The organism is Leisingera sp. ANG-Vp (assembly GCF_000813725.1).
Classification (GTDB): Bacteria; Pseudomonadota; Alphaproteobacteria; order Rhodobacterales; family Rhodobacteraceae; genus Leisingera.
Genome location: NZ_JWLD01000084.1, coordinates 26,422 through 42,295 on the forward strand (window position 1 = coordinate 26,422; position 15,874 = coordinate 42,295).

Below are 15,874 nucleotides of genomic sequence, written 5' to 3' on the forward strand. Positions count from 1 at the left end.
TCTCCTTTTACTGAACCGGGAAGATCACGTTGGTCTGGCCGGTGCCGGAACTGGGGAAATACTCGGTGATCACTTCGCAAGGGGCGGTGTAGCTGTCCCAGCCAAGCGCACCATATAGCATGGCGGTGTCGTGCATGGAGCCTTCGCCGCAGCAGAAGTCGGCGTATTCGCCCAGCATTTTGAGGAAGGTGGCATGGTCGCCCTTCTGCCACAGCTCCAGCACCCGCAGGTCCATCTGGCGGTTGAACTCGGAACTGATGGTGAAGGTGCCGTTGTTGGCGGCATAGTCCTTGTTCGCCCAGATCTTGTGGCTGAGCGAACCTGAGGCGACCAGCAGCACCTTGCTATCTGAGGCCTCGACTGCCGCGCGGATGGCTTCGCCGATCACCCGGCTTTCGCCGTGATCGTGGACGGTGCACCAGGCGGCAATGGACACCACCTTGAAATCGCCCTCGCGGCTCATGAAACGCATAGGAACCAGCGTGCCGTATTCCAATTCCAGCGAGTCGATCTGATGCGACAGGGTATAGACGCCTTTGTCCGAGGCCGCCGCCGCGATGGCGTCGCCAAGGTCCGGATTGCCTTCGTATTCATAGGGCAGGTTCTGGATGAACTGCGGGAATTCGTTGGAGGTGAACAGCCCCTTGAAGCGGCGGTTGGCGTTGATGTGGAAACCTGCGTTGATCACCCAGTGAGTGTCGCAGATCACGATGGTATCGGCGCCGAGTTCCTTGGCGCGGCGGGCGATTTCCCGGTGGCCGTCGATGGCGGGCTTGCGGGCGCCCTCCAGCCGGCCGGGCTGTTCCGACATCAGCATGGTGGGCACATGGGTGCATTTGGCGGCGAGAACGATTTCTCCCATGGTCTTCTCCTCAAAGACTGGTTGCGCGTTTCCTTGAGGTCAGGCGCCGAGGCGCGGGATCTTGTGCTGGCCCAGGGCAAAGCCGACGTGTTTCTGCTCCATGTAGAACTCGAAAGACCAGTCGCCGCCGTCGCGGCCGATGCCGCTGGCCTTGACCCCGCCAAAGGGCGTGGGCAGGTGGCGGACGTTTTCCGAGTTCACCCAGATCATCCCGGCTTCGAGATGGTTGGTGAAGCGCAGGGCGCGGGTCAGGTCATTGGTCCAGACGTAACCGGTGAGACCGTATTGGGTGTCATTGGCCAATGTTAGAGCCTCATCCTCGTCCTTGAAACGTATTGCGGTGAGGACGGGGCCGAAGATTTCCTCCTGCGCGATGGTCATATCGTTGGCGGCATTGGTGAACAGCGTCGGGCGGACGAACCAGCCCTTTTCGCCCTCGCGGCGCCCGCCCGCGGCGATGGTGGCGCCGTCCTGCTTTGCGGTCTCGAAATAGGAGGTGACCTTGTCGAAATGCACCTTGTGGATCAGCGGGCCGACCTCAGTGGCCGGGTCCAGCGGGTGGCCGACCTTGATGTTATTGACGCGCTCGATCAGCTTGGCTTCGAAGCTGTCCGCGATGCTCTCCTGCACCAGCAGGCGCGAGGAGGAGGTGCAGCGTTCGCCGTTCAGCGAATAGATCATGAAGATCGCGGCATCCAGCGCGCGGTCGAGGTCGGCGTCGTCAAACACTACAACCGGATTCTTGCCGCCCAGTTCGAAATGCACCCGTTTCAGGGTGTCGGCGCCTTGTTTCATGATCATCGAGCCGGTCTTGCTTTCGCCGACAAAGGCGATGGCCTTGATGTCGGGATGTTCGGTGAGGGCCTTGCCGGCGTCCTCGCCAAAACCGTTCACCAGGTTCCAGACACCGGCGGGCAGGCCGGCCTCATGGGCGATTTCGGCCAGGATGCGGGCGGTGAGGGGGGAGAATTCGGCCGGTTTGTGGACCACGGTGCAGCCTGCGGCGAGCGCGGGGGCGATCTTCCAGGTCGACAGCATGAAAGGCGTGTTCCAGGGGGTGATCACGCCCACCGGGCCGATTGGTACCCGGGTGGTCACATTCATCAGCGTCGGCGACTGCAGCTGCTGGCCGTCGCGGGCCGAGGTGGCCTTGTCCGCAAAGAAACGGAAGTTTTCGGCGCCGCGCAGCGCCGCCTTGGACATGAAGCGCAGGGCCTGCCCGGTGTCCCAGCATTCGCACAGCGCGATTTCCTCGGCGCGTTCGACGATCAGGTCGGCGATGCGGTTGAGGATCTTCTTGCGCTCCAGCGCCGGCATGTCGCGCCATGCCGGGAAGGCTGCCTTGGCGGCGGCAGCCGCGGCGTCGATGTCTTCGCTGCCGCCTTTGGAGACGGCGCATATTGTGCTCTCATCCACCGGCGAAGATGTTTCGAACGTGGCGCCGGAGGCCGCAGGGCGGCTTTCGCCGCCGATCAGGTTCAGGATACCGGCTTCGCGGAACCGGGTCAGGTGGCTGTTCAGCGTTTCGATGTTGGTGGTCAGGTCGCTCATCACTGGTCCGCCTTCTGCATGTGGTCGCGGATGGTGCCGCATTTCGGGGAAAGCTCGGGGTCGATGTCGCGCATCTCCAGCGAGAGCGCGATGGAGTGCTGCTGCATGGCCGGCTCAAGGAAAGATTGGGCCGCATCGAACACCGCCTGGGCGGCGCGCTTGCGGGTGTCCAGGTCCCGGCCGGCGCGCAGCCGCACCGAGATGTCGATATAGCCGTGCTGCGGATTGCCGTCGGCAATCGAGACATGATTGGCCGCAAAGGCCCGCACCCGGATACCCGCGAGGGGAAACACGCCGGTGGCCGCTGCTGCCTGCCGCAAATAGCTGCAAAGCGCGGCGATATCGGTGCGCTCCTCCATGTTGGCTGAGTAGTCCAGCGTGATGTGCGGCATTTGCGTTACCTCTCGTGAATTACTTAACATGTGTAGCAATTGAGGTGCCGTGAGTCAAGCAGAAGAAATCCAAGCGGCAATTGCGTTTACCCGGAAGGGGGGTGATAATCGGATATGACCAAGATGATGCCGGCCACAGACCGTTCCCTTCCCATCGCGCTTCTTCGGGCGCGCGAGCGTGTGATGGGGCCGATCCGCGCCCTCTTGAGCGGCGCTGATCTGACTGAACAGCAGTGGCGGGTGCTGCGGGTGGTGCAGGAGGACGGGCCGATCGATCCGACCCAGATTGCTGACAAGGCCTGCCTGCTGCTGCCGAGCCTGACGCGGATCCTGCAGAAGCTGGAAGAGAAACAGCTGATCAGCCGCGAGCGCGACACCGAGGACCGTCGCCGCCAAGTGGTCCGGATTGCGCCCGCGGGCGAGAAGATCATTGCGGACAACATTGACGCGAGTCTTGAGCTGATGAACCGCACCCGGGCCAAGATGGGAGCTGACCGCTATGAAGCGCTGCTGGACCTTCTCAATGAGCTGGATGAGATCGACCTGTCCGAGTGAGTCGCATTTGCCGCATTTGGCGCGGATGCTGGGGCGGGTGACGCAAACCGGGTGAGGGTGGCGTTTTTGCTGAACTTGTGATGCGTCATGATTTTAATGTTTTAAAACAGTTCATTGCGTTGAAAATCATGTTGTGGTTGCGCCGAATGTCATGCTGCATTTGCACTGTCGAATTGCGGAATATGACGCAAATGGCGTGTCCGGCGTCCGATATCGCTCTGTGAAAGGCAGCGTTTCTCGACGACCCTTGCGGGGACAGTTGAGAGGACATCATGCGGTATTCCGGCCTGAAAGTGATCAAGGAGGCCCTGACGGGCCACAAGGGATGGCGCCCGACCTGGCGCGATCCGGAACCCAAGAAAAGCTACGATGTGGTGATCATCGGCGGAGGCGGCCACGGGCTGGCGACGGCCTATTACCTGGCCAAGAACCACGGCATCACCAATGTCGCGGTGATCGAGAAGGGCTGGATCGGCGGCGGCAACGTGGGCCGCAACACCACCATTATCCGCTCCAACTATCTGCTCGACGGCAATGAGCCGTTTTATGAGCTGTCGCTGAAACTGTGGGAAGGGCTGGAGCAGGACTTCAACTACAACGCCATGGTCAGCCAGCGCGGCATTCTGAACCTGGTGCACACCGATGCGCAGCGCGACGCGGCGCGGCGCCGGGGCAATGCGATGATCCTGAATGGCTCGGACGCGGAGCTGCTGGACACCGATGGCGTCCGCGCGATGTATCCGTTCCTGAACTTCAACAACGCGCGCTTCCCGATCAAGGGCGGCCTCTTGCACCGCCGCGGCGGCACCGTGCGCCATGATGCGGTGGCCTGGGGCTATGCCCGCGGTGCGGACCTGCGCGGTGTCGACATCATTCAGAACTGCGAAGTCACCGGCTTCAAGATCGAGAACGGCAAATGCCTGGGCGTGGAGACCACCAAGGGCTTCATCGGCGCCAATAAGGTGGCGAGCTGCGTGGCCGGTTCCTCCAGCCGTGTGATGGAGAAGGCGGGCATGCGCCTGCCGATCGAAAGCCATGTGCTGCAGGCCTTTGTCTCGGAAGGGCTGAAGCCGGTGCTGGACGGGGTCATCACCTTTGGTGCCGGCCACTTCTATTGCAGCCAGTCGGACAAGGGCGGCCTGGTCTTTGGCGGCGACCTCGACATGTACAATTCTTACGCGCAGCGCGGCAATCTGCCGGTGGTCGAAGATGTGATCGAGGGCGGCATGGCGCTGATCCCGGCGCTGGGCCGGGTACGGATGCTGCGCAGCTGGGGCGGCATCATGGACATGTCGATGGACGGCTCCCCCTTCATCGACAAGACCCATGTGGACGGCCTCTATTTCAACGGCGGCTGGTGCTACGGCGGGTTCAAGGCAACCCCGGCCTCGGGCTGGTGCTATGCGCATCTGCTGGCGACGGACACGCCGCACAAGGTGGCCACGGAATACCGGCTCGACCGGTTCCGCAAGGGCCGCATGATTGACGAAAAGGGCCAGGGCGCCCAGCCGAACCTGCACTGAGGAAAGGAAAACAGCGATGATTATCAACCATCCGATCCTCGGGCCGCGGGATAGCCAGGAGTTCACCTACCTGGGCGATGCAACCCTGATCGACCGTCCCGACTGGGAAGCTGACGACGCAGCAGGGCAGTTCCACGACTACCTGTATCTCCGCGACAACCCGGCGGGCGAGCACCGCGAGCTGTGGTTCCACGAGCAGGGCGACCGCTCCTGGCTGGTGGTGACCCGCAACACCGTGACCCATGAAATCCTGAATGTCGAACTGGCCCGTGATGTGGCCCGGGCAAGGGGGCGCAGCAAATGACTGACACCGTAATGAACGCGGGGATGAATGCAGGAACGGTTGCGTTCCAGGCCGACGGCAGCACCGGGGCCCGCAAGGGCGTGCAGGTAAACCGTCTGGATGGCGGGCTGATCAAGGGCAGCAAGGCGCTGAACTTCACCTTCGACGGCAAGCGCTACAAGGGGTTTGAGGGCGACACGCTGGCCTCGGCGCTGCTCGCGAACGGCGTGCGGCTGATGGGCCGGTCGTTCAAATACCACCGTCCGCGCGGGCCTCTGACCTCGGGCTCGGAAGAACCCAACGCGCTGGTAGAATTGCGCAGCGGCGGGCGGCAGGAGCCGAACACCCGCGCCACCGTGGCCGAGCTGTATGATGGTCTGGAGGCGAACTCGCAGAACCGCTGGCCGTCGCTGCAGCATGACTTCATGGCGATCAACGACCGGTTTTCGAACTTCCTGACCGCGGGCTTCTACTACAAGACCTTCATGTGGCCTGCAGCCTTCTGGGAGAAGCTGTACGAACCCATTATCCGCAAGGCGGCGGGTCTGGGCAGCATCAGCTTTGAGGATGACCCGGACGCTTATGACAAGGGCTTCCTGCATTGCGACCTGCTGGTGATCGGCGCCGGGCCCACCGGCCTGATGGCGGCGCTGACCGCGGGCCGTGCTGGCGCGCAAGTGATTATTGCCGATGAGGACTTCCTGCTGGGCGGGCGTCTGAATGCCGAGACTTTTGGCATTGGCGATCTGACCGGCGCGGCTTGGGTCGAGCAGGCGCAGGCCGAGCTGGCGTCGATGCCGAATGTGCGGGTGATGCCGCGCACCTCGATCATCGGGGCCTACGACCATGGCATCTATGGCGCGGTGGAGCGCACGGCCGACCACGTGCTGGCGCCGGAAGCAGGCAAGCCGCGGCAGATCCTGTGGCGGATCTATTCCAAGCGGGCGATGCTGGCGGCAGGCGCCACTGAGCGGCCCATTGCCTTTGAAAACAACGACCGCCCCGGCGTGATGCTGGCGGGTGCGGTGCGCGCCTATGCCAACCGCTGGGCGGTGACGCCGGATCAGACCGTTGCGGTTTTCACCAACAACGACGACGGCCACCGCACCGCGGCGGACCTGATCGCCAAAGGTGTAAAGGTCACTGCAGTGATCGACACCCGCGCAGAGGCGCCCAAGGTCGAAGGAGCCGAGCTGTTTGCCGGCGCCCAGGTGATCGACACCAAGGGCCGGCTGGGCCTGGAAGTGGCGCGGCTGCGTCTGGCCAATGGCGCCACCCGCGACGTGCCCTGCGGTGCGCTGGCGGTTTCCGGCGGCTGGAACCCGAACGTGCATCTGACCTGCCACCAGCGCGGCCGTCCGGCCTGGCGCGAGGACATTGCGGCCTTTGTGCCAGCAGGGGATCTGCCGCAGAACATGTCCGTGGCTGGTGCTGCTAACGGAGATTTCTCCACCGCTGCCGCATTGCGGGCCGGTGCCGAGGGGGCCGTGGCCGCATTGTCAGAGCTGGGCATTGAAGCCAAGGCAGACGCTCTGCCCGAGGCCGAGGATGCGCCGATCAACGTGACCCCCTTCTGGTACGTGAAGGAAGGCAAGGGCCGCGCCTGGCTGGACCAGCAGAACGACGTCACCGTCAAGGATGTGAAACTGGCGCATCAGGAGAACTTCCGCTCGGTCGAACATCTGAAGCGCTACACCACCCTGGGCATGGCCACCGATCAGGGCAAGACCTCCAACATGGGCGGTCTGGCGATCATGGCTGAACTGGCGGGCAAGCAGATCCCCGAGGTCGGCACCACTATGTTCCGTCCGCCCTATACGCCGGTCTCCTTTGGCGTGATGGCCGGCCGCTCGGTGGGCGAAGAGTTCCGCCCCACCCGCAAGACCCCCAGCCACAAATGGGCTGAGGAGCAGGGCGCCGAGTTTGTCGAGGTCGGCCAGTGGCTGCGCGCCCAGTGGTTCCCCAAGAAAGGCGAAACCCATTGGCGCCAGTCGGTGGACCGCGAGGTGCTGCAGACCCGCAACTCGGTGGGTATCTGCGACGTGACCACGCTGGGCAAGATCGACGTGCAGGGCAAGGATGCGGCGGCGTTCCTGAACAAGATGTATGCCAATGCCTTTGCCAAGCTGCCGGTGGGCAAGGTCCGCTACGGCCTGATGCTGCGCGAGGATGGCATCGCCTATGACGACGGCACCGCGGCGCGCTTTGCCGAGGATCATTTCGTGGTGACCACCACCACCGCCAACGCAGTTCTGGTCTACCGCAACATGGAATTTGCGCGCCAGTGCCTGTTCCCAGACATGGATGTGCAGCTGATCTCGACTACCGAGGCCTGGGCACAGTTCGCGGTGGCGGGTCCAAATGCCCGCAAGCTGTTGCAGAAAGTCGTGGACCCCGAGTTCGACATCTCGAACGAGGCGTTTCCCTTCATGGCCTGCGGTGAAGTCACTGTCGCAGGAGGTTGCCGGGCGCGGCTGTTCCGGATCTCCTTCTCGGGCGAGCTGGCCTATGAGATCGCGGTTCCGACCCGCTATGGCGATGCGATGATCCGCAAGCTGATGGAAGCGGGCGAGGAGTTCGACGCTGTGCCTTATGGCACCGAGGCGCTGGGCGTCATGCGGATCGAGAAGGGCCATGCTGCCGGCAACGAGCTGAACGGCACCACCTCGGCGCTGAACCTCGGCATGGGCCGGATGGTCAGCAAGAAGAAGGACTGCATCGGCAATACGCTGAGCGAGCGTGAGGGCATGAACCAGGAGAACGCCCTGAAGCTGGTTGGTTTCAAGCCGGTGAATGCCGCTGAACCGGTGCAGGCCGGGGCGCATCTGATGAATGCCGATGGCGAGGTCAGCGCAGCAACCGATCAGGGCTATATCACCTCGGCCGCCTATTCGCCGGTGCTGGGCTGCTCGATCGGGATCGGCTTCCTGAAAAGCGGCGACAGCCGCAAAGGCGAGGTGATCCGCGCGGTCAACCCGCTGGAAGGCAAGGAAGTCCAGGTCGAAGTTGTCAGCGCGCATTTTGTGGATCCGGAAGGGGAGCGTCTCCGTGGGTAAGTTCGATAATCATGGTCTGAAAGCGGTCTCTCCCCTGGGCGGGTTTGAGCCGCAGGTGGATGCCTTCACCGGTCTCTTGATCCGCGAGGTGACGGACCGGGCGCTGGCCTCGCTGGGCGCACGCCAGGGCAGCGAAGACGCGGTGAAATCCGCCGCCGCCTCCTATCTGGGCGGGGCTCTGCCGGAGCCTGCAAGCTGGAACGCAAATGGCGAGTTTGCAGCCTGGTGGATGGGACCGGATCTGTGGATGATCTCGGCGCCGCATGACAGCCACGAGCTGCTGGCGGGTGAGCTGAAGGAAGCTGTCGGCGAGGCCGGTTCCGTGGTGGAGCAGACCGACGGCTGGTGCCGTTTCGACATGGAAGGCAGCCGCTGCTTTGACGTGCTGGAGCGGCTCTGCAATGCCAATATCCGGGCGGGGAAGCCGGGTGATGCCACCCGGACCTCGATGGAGCATCTGGGGGTTTTCCTGCTGTGCCATGAGGCCGGACAGAAATACTCGATCGTGGGGCCGCGCAGCTCTGCCGGGTCGCTGCATCACGCGCTGGTGGCGGCGGCGCAGTCAGCGATTTAAGGCTCTATAAACGAGTTTGGCAGGCGCTCCGGCTTACGGGGCGCCTGTTTCATTTGGCGGCAGCACAATGAACTCGGCGGCGGCGGGGCTGGCGGCCCAGTCTTTGCAGGCTTTGGCAAACGCGCTGGTGATGCGGCGCGGGTTGGTGCGGTTGTAGCCGACGGCCAGTGACAGCGGGGTGCCGCCGTCGGCAATGGGCCGCGCCGCCAGCGGCTGGCCGCCATAGCTGAGATCGGTGGCGGGGCGCATGTTCAGGATGGCACAGCCGTGGCCCGCGGCGACCATGGCGCGGACCATCTCGGTGGTGTTGGCTTGAACGATGGTTTCCGGCCGGCGGGTGAGGCCGGCAAACAGGCGCAGCTGATAATCGGTGACCATTGGCCGGTTCAGGGCAATCAGCGGCTCATTTGCCAGATCGGCGAGGCTCAGTACCTCATTTGCCGCCAGCGGGTGGCCGGGATGGAGCAGCGCGTAGGGTGGCGCCTGCAAAAGGACATCATAGTCGATTTGCGGATGGCTGCCGTCCGGAACAAACAGGATTGCGTCATAGCGGCCGTCCTGCAGGCCCGCCTGGGCGGCATCGTTGTGGCATTCCTCCAGCTCCAGCGCGACCTGATGCCGGGGCGCCAGGAAAGGCGTGAGGATTTGCGGTAGGAAGCCGGGGGCCACGGGCGCGTAATAGCCAAGGCGGAAGCTGCCGGTGAACTCCTGTTTCAGTTCGGCACCTTCGGCCAGGATTGAGTCGTAGTCCTCCAGCAAGCGGGTGAACTTGCGGGCCATGTCGCGGCCGGCCCGGGTGGGTTCAATGCCGCGGGCGCGGTGGCGGGTGATGAGCTGGAGCTGAAACTGTGTCTCGATCTGGTCAATTGCTGCCGAGACGGCTGAAGCAGCCACATGCAGCTCCTCGGCGGCGCGGCTGATGCTGCCGTGCTGCAGCGCGGTGGTGAAATAGCGCATGGCCTTGAGGGTGACGGTCATCTTTACCTCTGAATTTCAGAGGAATGTTATCTGAATATTCTGTTTTTCAAAGATGAAATTCCGCGGCAGGCTGTAGCTATCCTGAAAGGAGGGCAGCAGATGAGCGAACAGGATCTGAAAGGCTGGAACCACTTGCCGGCATTGCCGCTGCAGACATCGCCGCTGTTTCACTGGCCGCCGCGGCCGGTTGCGGCGCTGAAGTGGTGGCTGAACGGCTGGTTTCTGATCTCGGAAAAACTGATCATTGCGGGCATTGCGCTGATCTCTTTCTACTGGTTCCAGCCGCCGCTGGAGGAGAGCCAAAACCTGTCGCTCAGCTGGATCGCCCCGATGTATCTGCGCAACCTGGTTCTGATGGCCGGGGTGGCCGGGCTGCTGCACCTCTATTTCTACAGTTTCACCGCGCAAGGAAAGCGGCTGAAATACGACCCGCGGCCGCTGATGAAGAACGGGCGCCAGTTCACGCTGGGCGGGCAGATCCGGGACAACATGTTCTGGACCCTGACCAGCGGTGTGTTTTTCTGGACTGCTTATGAGGTGCTGATGTTCTGGGCGATGGCCAATGGCTATGCGCCGATGATCACCTGGGCGGCGCATCCGGTCTGGTTCATTGCCCTGTTCTGGCTGATCCCGATCTGGGAGAGCTTTTACTTCTACTGGATCCACCGGCTGCTGCATGTGCCGTTCTTCTACAAACACGTGCACGCGCTGCATCACCGCAATATAAACGTGGGCCCCTGGTCAGGCATGTCGATGCACCCGGTGGAGCATCTGATCTTCCTCGGCTCGGTGCTGATCCATTGGGTGGTGGCGGCGCATCCGGTGCATATTCTGTACCATCTGCAGTTCAACGCGCTGACTGCCGCAACCACCCATACCGGCTTCGAAGGGATGCTGATGAAGGACAAGAACCGGCTGTCGCTGGGCACCTTCCACCACCAGATGCACCACCGCTATTTCGAGTGCAACTACGGCTCGCTGGAGGTGCCCTGGGACAAGGTGTTCGGTTCCTTCCACGACGGCACGGTGAAGGCCGACGCGGTGATGAAAGAGCGCCGCAAGCGGATCATGGGAAGCTGAGGCCTCAGGCTGGAACTTCAGGCCGAGGGGATCGGCCGGTTGTCCTGGACCCGGAACAGGTTCACCTTGCGGCGTTCCTCCTGCGGGGTGACGCCGAAGCTTTCGCGGTAGTGCTGCGACAGGGTCGAGGAGGTGGCGTAGCCCACCGCGTTGGCGATCGAGGTGATCGAGTCGCGGGAGTACATCACCAGCTGCCGCGCCGCGTTCATCCGCAGGGTGCGGTAGTAGATCGCCGGGCTTTGGCCGGTGGCGGACTTGAAGCTGCGCTCCAGCTGGCGCGGCGAGACGCCGATTGTGCTGGCGGCATCGCGGATCGAAACCGGGTGTTCCAGATTGTCGGCAAAGAGCTCAACAGCCTTGGCGACCGGTGGCGGCAGGCTGTCGGCGGTGCTGTCGGTCTTGAAGGCGGGGATCTTCTGGCGCACGCCCTCGGCGCGGACCATCGGATGCTGGAACCAGCAGGCGACCTCGGTCATCACCGCATCGCCCAGGGCCTGTTCGATCAGCTTCAATGACAGGTCGAACATCGCCGCGGCGCCGCTGGCGGTGTACCGGCGGCGGTCCAGCACGATCACGTCGTCAACGGTGGCCAGTGAGGGGAACTCGGCGGTGAAAGCGGCCTTGTAGCACCAGTGTACCGAGCAGCTGTGGCCGTCCAGCAGGCCGGAACGGGCCAGCGGGAACACCCCGCCTGATACGGCGCCCATCTTGGTGCCGTGGCGGGCCAGGTGGCGCAGCTTGCCGTTGGAGGCCTTGGGGTCGTCGAACTTGCCTTGCGGGCTGGACAGCAGGAACAGGGTGTCGATCTCTTCGGCCTGATCCAGCGAGCAGTCCGGCTGGAAAGCCACATTGGCGGAGGCATTCACGCTGGCGCCGGCCTCGGACACAAGTTTCCATCGGAAGGTTTCGGTGCCGGCAATTTCATTTGCCGCACGCAGGGGTTCGATGGCCGAGGTCAGGCAGGCCATTGGAAAGCCGGGAAAAATCAGGAAGCCGAGAGTCATGTTATTGCCGCGCTGCATGAGGTGGAGTTTAGCTTGCGAATGAGGATTCGCACAGCAGCGAAGGGGTGCCTGCGCCGTACAGGAAGGAAAACGGCGCAGGCGATCTGCCGGGGACGGGTCCCTAGTTCTGCAGATAAACTTCGAGGGTGTCGTCCAGGGCGTCCTTCCACGGGGTGTGGTGCACGGGCGCCATGGTGCCGGTGATGACCGATTTGTAGGAGTTGTTGCGGAAGGCCATGATGTCCTCCGCCTTGTGCCCCTTCCACTCGTAGAAGGCCTGGCAGGCGCCGGCCACGTCGAAGGTAGGGTAGTCGGTCTCTTCGATCAGCTCCAGCACATAGTCGCCCTGGTATTTGATCGCGTATTTGACGTCCGGTGAGGCTTCTTCGCGCTCTTCGCGCTCTTTGACGTCGGCCAGCAGGGTCTCTTTGTCTGCCGGGATCTCGATCTTGCCCATGATCGCATCGCGGACCCACCAGGCCTGCGCGTCGAACATGTTGAAGGTGAACCACTGGTCCTGCATGCCCAGATAGAACATCTTGGGGTTATGGGCATAGACCACGCCTTTGTAGAGGTCGGCAGTGGCCAGGCGGTTGGCGGTCTTCAGGCGCAGATCGTCCGGCAGGAAGTTGAAGTAGTGCTTGTAGCCGGTGCAGAGGATGATTGCGTCGACCTCTTTCTGGGTGCCATCGGCAAAGGTGGCGGTGTTGCCGCTGACCGACTCCAGCGCGGGCACTTCGTCCCAGTTCTCCGGCCATTTGAAGCCCATCGGCTCGCTACGGTAGGAGGTGGTGATCGATTTGGCGCCGTATTTCCAGCACTGGGAGCCGATGTCTTCGGCCGAGTAGGAGGCGCCGAGGATCAGGATGTCCTTGCCGGCGAATTCGCGGGCGTCGCGGAAGTCATGGGCGTGCAGCACGCGGCCGTTGAAGGTGTCGAAGCCGGGGTAGAACGGCACGTTCGGGGTCGAGAAGTGGCCCGAGGCGCAGATCACGTGGTCGAAATCTTCCTTGTAGGTGCTGTCCTTGGAGTGGTCATGGACGGTGATGGTGAAATTGCCCGCGCCCTCGTTGTACTCCACCCAGCGGATGGCTGAGTTGAAGCGGATCCACTTGCGCACGTTGGCCTTTTTCACCCGGCCTTCGATGTAGTCGAACAGCACGGCGCGCGGCGGGTAGGATGCGATCTGCTTGCCGAAATGCTCCTCGAAGGAATAGTCGGCAAATTCCAGGCCCTCCTTGGGGCCGTTGGACCACAGGTAGCGGTACATCGAGCAGTGCACCGGTTCGCCGTTTTCATCCAGGCCGGTGCGCCAGGTGTAATTCCACAGGCCGCCCCAGTTGTCCTGCTTCTCGAAGCAGACGATCTCGGGGATCTCTTCCCCTTTGTTGGCGGCGGACTGGAATGCACGCAGCTGCGCCAGGCCGGAGGGGCCGGCGCCGATGATGGCAATGCGTTTCTTGGTCATGTGGCTCTCCCATTGGTTCAGACCAATGTATTTATTTGGTTCATTTGGTCTGATCCAAATAGGTCCAAATTTGCGCCGGTAAGTCAACCAATTTTCATTGGAGGAATAAGATTCTTCTCAATTGGACTGGAAGCGCGCAAAATTATTGTTAGGATTCAAACCATGAAGACGACGAGTTTTGCGCATCAACTGACCGCGCGCGCGGCGCTGCCCCGGTTGTCCGTAGGGATGACAGAATCAGTGAATATAGGCTTTTTAGGCCCGCTTTCAGGGCGGGTGGAGAGCTGGGGGCTGCCCGGATTGAACGGTTGCCGGATCTGGGAGGACGGGCTGAACAAGGCCGGCGGGGTGCTGGTTGGCGGCCGCCGATACCCGATTCGAATCCATTCCTACGATTGCGGCTACAACCCTGACCGGGCGCTGGAAGGCGCGGTGGAACTGGTACAGAAGCATAACGTTAAGCTGATGCTGATGCTGGGCGGAGACACATTCGCCCCGGTGCAGGACTTCCTGATGCGCAACAAGGTGCTGACCTCGACCCTGCTGCCCACCGATCTGTCGCCGGATACGCCCTATCTTATCGCGCCCAGTGAAGCGCACCCGATCCAGAATGTGACCGGCGTCGCCTGGCTGGCCGAGAACCGGCCGGAGCTGAAAACCGTCGCTTTGTGCAGTCAGATGGACCTGCTGGGGCTGCCGACGCAGGCGGTTTACCGGGCGGCGTTCAAAGCGGCGGGCAAGAAGATCCTGAGGGAAGTGCAGTATGATGCATGCTCAATGGACCCAGGGCCGGTGGTGGATCCGATGCTGGAAAGCGGCGCCGATATCCTGTGCTGGTGCTCATCCTACACACCGATGGTGCATGCGATGACCGAATACGCCTATGCCAAAGGGTTCAAGGGGCAGATCATCAGCTGCACCATGGATGGCTACGGCAAGCTGGTGGAGAAGACCTCGGAAGAATTCATGGAGGGGGTTCTGTTCCAGTTCCCGGACTTTGACGATCCGCTGCTGCGGGAGAAAGCGTTCTTCTTCAATCAGCCCCACACGTTCTATGAAGAATACAACCGCCGCTTCCCAGGAACCTGGTCCGCGGTGAGCTGGGAATATGTGGCGATCCTCGATATCTGGCACAGCGCGGTGGAAAAGGCGGGCTCGGTCGAGTCCCCGTCGGTTCTGGCAGCGATGAAACAGCTGGGTCATGTCACCCACGCCTTTGGCCACGCGGAATGGTGGGGCGAGGAAATCTTCGGCATTTCAAACGCTTTGGTGGGGGATTGGCCGGTGGTGACCATCCAGGAAGGCAAGGCGCGGATTGCCGGGTTCGGCTCCATCCCGGGCTGGCTGGCGCAGCATTCCAACCTTCTGAAGGCGGAAATGGCGGCACTGGGGCAGCTGTGGCACCAGCGGCTGGAAAGCGCGGCGCCCGGCAATGAGGCCAGCGCGCGGGCGGTCCTGGGTTAATCCGGCTCAGACTTCCTGCAGCAGCAGTTTCTGCTCGTCGATCAGGTGCAGCTTGATGAATTCCACCGCCGATTCCACATCGCGCGAGGCGATGGCGTTGAACAGCGTGTTGTAGCGCTTCTGGTAGTCCTGCATCCGCTGCGGCGTCAGGTGGCGGCGGCGCAGGGCGGTGCGGTAGGACAGGCGGCAGGCCTCGATCGTCAGCTCGTAGCAGGAGTGCAGCAGCGGGTTGCCGGAACCCTCGGCGATCTTGCGGTAGAGATCCTCCTCAGCCTCGATGAACGCATCCGTGTCGGTGCGCACGGCTTCGATGCGGGAGAGGATTTCGTCCAGCTCTTCGATCTGGCGCGGCGTCATGTTGATAACGGCGAGGCGGATCAGCTCCGGTTCCAGAATTCCGCGCACCACCAGGTGGTCCAGCGGTGAGACTTCCTTGGCCAAGGTGGAATAAGACGTCTCGGGCTTGGGATCGGAGCGGAATTTCACGAAACTGCCAGAACCCGGGCGGCGGTGGATCACGTTTTGCGCAGCCAGAACATCCAGTGCCTCGCGTACAGTATTGCGGGCAACGCCGAGCTCGGACGCCAGGGTGCGCTCGGATGGCAGCCGGGTGTCGACCGGGTATGTGCCGGATTTGATGCGGGCAAACAAAGTGTCAATCACCACCTGCACGGTGGCGCCCACCGAATGGGTGGTCAGGATCTGCGACGTGGTTTCTTCCGCTGAGCTCATAATCTGGTTTTCCCGGCCGGCTGAGCGGGAGAATCCCCTGCTCCTGATCACTGCAACAGGGGTGCCAATACCGGCTTTGGAGGCCATTTTGCAACCATCTGACGCAGCTGTGATTGGCTTTCAGCCTACCGGTTTCTGCGCCAGACAGCAAGAAAGTTGAGGAAATTGGTTCAGAAATTGGCTTTCTGGTTGATTTGTTAAGGTGAGCGGTAAGGGTATGTTTTAATGCCGTTTTTAATGTGCTTATTGCCGCATTTGCGCAGCTGTGGTCTGATTTTGGTGCCTTTTCGGTCCTGAAAGTGAAAGAAAATTTCTTGACGGTGAACCATCTCGCTGCCAGCCTTGATCCAGG

The 15,874-nt window shown here is 62.3% G+C and carries 14 protein-coding genes; 7 read left to right on the top strand and 7 right to left on the bottom strand.

All coding sequences use genetic code 11. The annotated features are described in order from the left end of the window. Positions 1 to 7: 7 nt before the first annotated feature. From hpaD to RA20_RS21825, 3 genes are read right to left on the bottom strand one after another with little or no spacing between them, the layout of a single operon-like run. Complete coding sequence (hpaD, locus tag RA20_RS21815) at positions 8 to 862, bottom strand: 3,4-dihydroxyphenylacetate 2,3-dioxygenase (protein ID WP_039133848.1); 855 nt, start codon at positions 860 to 862, stop codon at positions 8 to 10. A 39-nt stretch (positions 863 to 901) separates the two neighbouring features. After that, positions 902 to 2,413 carry a 5-carboxymethyl-2-hydroxymuconate semialdehyde dehydrogenase gene (gene hpaE, locus RA20_RS21820; RefSeq protein ID WP_039133851.1) on the bottom strand — a complete coding sequence of 504 codons (1,512 nt, stop codon included), beginning with the start codon at positions 2,411 to 2,413 and terminating at the stop codon, positions 902 to 904. Next, positions 2,413 to 2,805, bottom strand: coding sequence for a 5-carboxymethyl-2-hydroxymuconate Delta-isomerase (locus RA20_RS21825; protein WP_039133854.1), 393 nt, complete (start codon positions 2,803 to 2,805; stop codon positions 2,413 to 2,415). Before RA20_RS21825 ends, hpaE begins: the two co-directional genes overlap by 1 nt. A 114-nt stretch (positions 2,806 to 2,919) precedes the next feature. Between RA20_RS21825 and hpaR the strand changes: the two genes are divergently transcribed. From hpaR to RA20_RS21850, 5 genes are all read left to right on the top strand, one after another. Beyond that, positions 2,920 to 3,360: a homoprotocatechuate degradation operon regulator HpaR gene (hpaR, locus tag RA20_RS21830; protein ID WP_039133857.1), complete on the top strand. Its 441-nt coding sequence runs from the start codon at positions 2,920 to 2,922 to the stop codon at positions 3,358 to 3,360. A gap of 272 nt (positions 3,361 to 3,632) precedes the next feature. Beyond that, positions 3,633 to 4,883, top strand: coding sequence for a sarcosine oxidase subunit beta family protein (locus RA20_RS21835; protein ID WP_039133860.1), 1,251 nt, complete (start codon positions 3,633 to 3,635; stop codon positions 4,881 to 4,883). Between the two features lie 16 nt (positions 4,884 to 4,899). Beyond that, the gene (locus RA20_RS21840; protein ID WP_039133862.1) at positions 4,900 to 5,187 is read left to right on the top strand and encodes a sarcosine oxidase subunit delta; all 288 of its coding nucleotides are present in this window, start codon (positions 4,900 to 4,902) and stop codon (positions 5,185 to 5,187) included. A 23-nt stretch (positions 5,188 to 5,210) separates the two neighbouring features. Continuing rightward, positions 5,211 to 8,222 carry a sarcosine oxidase subunit alpha family protein gene (locus RA20_RS21845; protein WP_052249127.1) on the top strand — a complete coding sequence of 1,004 codons (3,012 nt, stop codon included), beginning with the start codon at positions 5,211 to 5,213 and terminating at the stop codon, positions 8,220 to 8,222. Continuing rightward, positions 8,215 to 8,796 carry a sarcosine oxidase subunit gamma gene (locus RA20_RS21850; protein ID WP_039133864.1) on the top strand — a complete coding sequence of 194 codons (582 nt, stop codon included), beginning with the start codon at positions 8,215 to 8,217 and terminating at the stop codon, positions 8,794 to 8,796. The genes RA20_RS21845 and RA20_RS21850 overlap by 8 nt, the downstream gene beginning before the upstream one ends. Positions 8,797 to 8,829: 33 nt before the next feature. On the opposite strand, the gene RA20_RS21855 is transcribed toward RA20_RS21850, so the two are convergent. Then, positions 8,830 to 9,774: a LysR family transcriptional regulator gene (locus RA20_RS21855; RefSeq protein WP_039133865.1), complete on the bottom strand. Its 945-nt coding sequence runs from the start codon at positions 9,772 to 9,774 to the stop codon at positions 8,830 to 8,832. Between the two features lie 99 nt (positions 9,775 to 9,873). Between RA20_RS21855 and RA20_RS21860 the strand changes: the two genes are divergently transcribed. Beyond that, entirely contained in the window at positions 9,874 to 10,854 is a 981-nt protein-coding gene (locus RA20_RS21860) for a sterol desaturase family protein (RefSeq protein ID WP_039133867.1), read from the top strand. Between the two features lie 17 nt (positions 10,855 to 10,871). Here RA20_RS21860 and RA20_RS21865 read toward each other — a convergent pair whose 3' ends face one another. Together RA20_RS21865 and RA20_RS21870 are read right to left on the bottom strand one after the other, a co-directional pair. Continuing rightward, positions 10,872 to 11,876: a GlxA family transcriptional regulator gene (locus RA20_RS21865; protein WP_039133870.1), complete on the bottom strand. Its 1,005-nt coding sequence runs from the start codon at positions 11,874 to 11,876 to the stop codon at positions 10,872 to 10,874. A gap of 103 nt (positions 11,877 to 11,979) precedes the next feature. Beyond that, positions 11,980 to 13,326, bottom strand: coding sequence for an NAD(P)-binding domain-containing protein (locus RA20_RS21870; protein ID WP_039133873.1), 1,347 nt, complete (start codon positions 13,324 to 13,326; stop codon positions 11,980 to 11,982). Positions 13,327 to 13,488: 162 nt separating this feature from the next. On the opposite strand from RA20_RS21870, the gene RA20_RS21875 reads away from it, so the two are divergent. Continuing rightward, positions 13,489 to 14,790 (top strand): ABC transporter substrate-binding protein, encoded by a 1,302-nt coding sequence (locus RA20_RS21875; RefSeq protein WP_039133876.1) that lies wholly within the window; start codon positions 13,489 to 13,491, stop codon positions 14,788 to 14,790. Positions 14,791 to 14,796: 6 nt separating this feature from the next. On the opposite strand, the gene RA20_RS21880 is transcribed toward RA20_RS21875, so the two are convergent. Continuing rightward, the gene (locus RA20_RS21880) at positions 14,797 to 15,522 is read right to left on the bottom strand and encodes a FadR/GntR family transcriptional regulator (RefSeq protein WP_039133934.1); all 726 of its coding nucleotides are present in this window, start codon (positions 15,520 to 15,522) and stop codon (positions 14,797 to 14,799) included. Positions 15,523 to 15,874 lie beyond the last annotated feature (352 nt).

Bases quoted from the DNA above. Each gene is read 5' to 3' on its own strand.
- RA20_RS21840 (WP_039133862.1), top strand. From the start codon at position 4,900: ATGATTATCAACCATCCGATCCTCGGGCCGCGGGATAGCCAGGAGTTC.
- RA20_RS21825 (WP_039133854.1), bottom strand. From the start codon at position 2,805: ATGCCGCACATCACGCTGGACTACTCAGCCAACATGGAGGAGCGCACC.
- RA20_RS21870 (WP_039133873.1), bottom strand. From the start codon at position 13,326: ATGACCAAGAAACGCATTGCCATCATCGGCGCCGGCCCCTCCGGCCTG.
- RA20_RS21845 (WP_052249127.1), top strand. From the start codon at position 5,211: ATGAATGCAGGAACGGTTGCGTTCCAGGCCGACGGCAGCACCGGGGCC.
- RA20_RS21875 (WP_039133876.1), top strand. From the start codon at position 13,489: ATGAAGACGACGAGTTTTGCGCATCAACTGACCGCGCGCGCGGCGCTG.
- RA20_RS21835 (WP_039133860.1), top strand. From the start codon at position 3,633: ATGCGGTATTCCGGCCTGAAAGTGATCAAGGAGGCCCTGACGGGCCAC.
- RA20_RS21865 (WP_039133870.1), bottom strand. From the start codon at position 11,876: ATGCAGCGCGGCAATAACATGACTCTCGGCTTCCTGATTTTTCCCGGC.
- hpaR (WP_039133857.1), top strand. From the start codon at position 2,920: ATGACCAAGATGATGCCGGCCACAGACCGTTCCCTTCCCATCGCGCTT.
- hpaE (WP_039133851.1), bottom strand. From the start codon at position 2,413: ATGAGCGACCTGACCACCAACATCGAAACGCTGAACAGCCACCTGACC.
- RA20_RS21880 (WP_039133934.1), bottom strand. From the start codon at position 15,522: ATGAGCTCAGCGGAAGAAACCACGTCGCAGATCCTGACCACCCATTCG.
- RA20_RS21855 (WP_039133865.1), bottom strand. From the start codon at position 9,774: ATGACCGTCACCCTCAAGGCCATGCGCTATTTCACCACCGCGCTGCAG.
- RA20_RS21860 (WP_039133867.1), top strand. From the start codon at position 9,874: ATGAGCGAACAGGATCTGAAAGGCTGGAACCACTTGCCGGCATTGCCG.
- hpaD (WP_039133848.1), bottom strand. From the start codon at position 862: ATGGGAGAAATCGTTCTCGCCGCCAAATGCACCCATGTGCCCACCATG.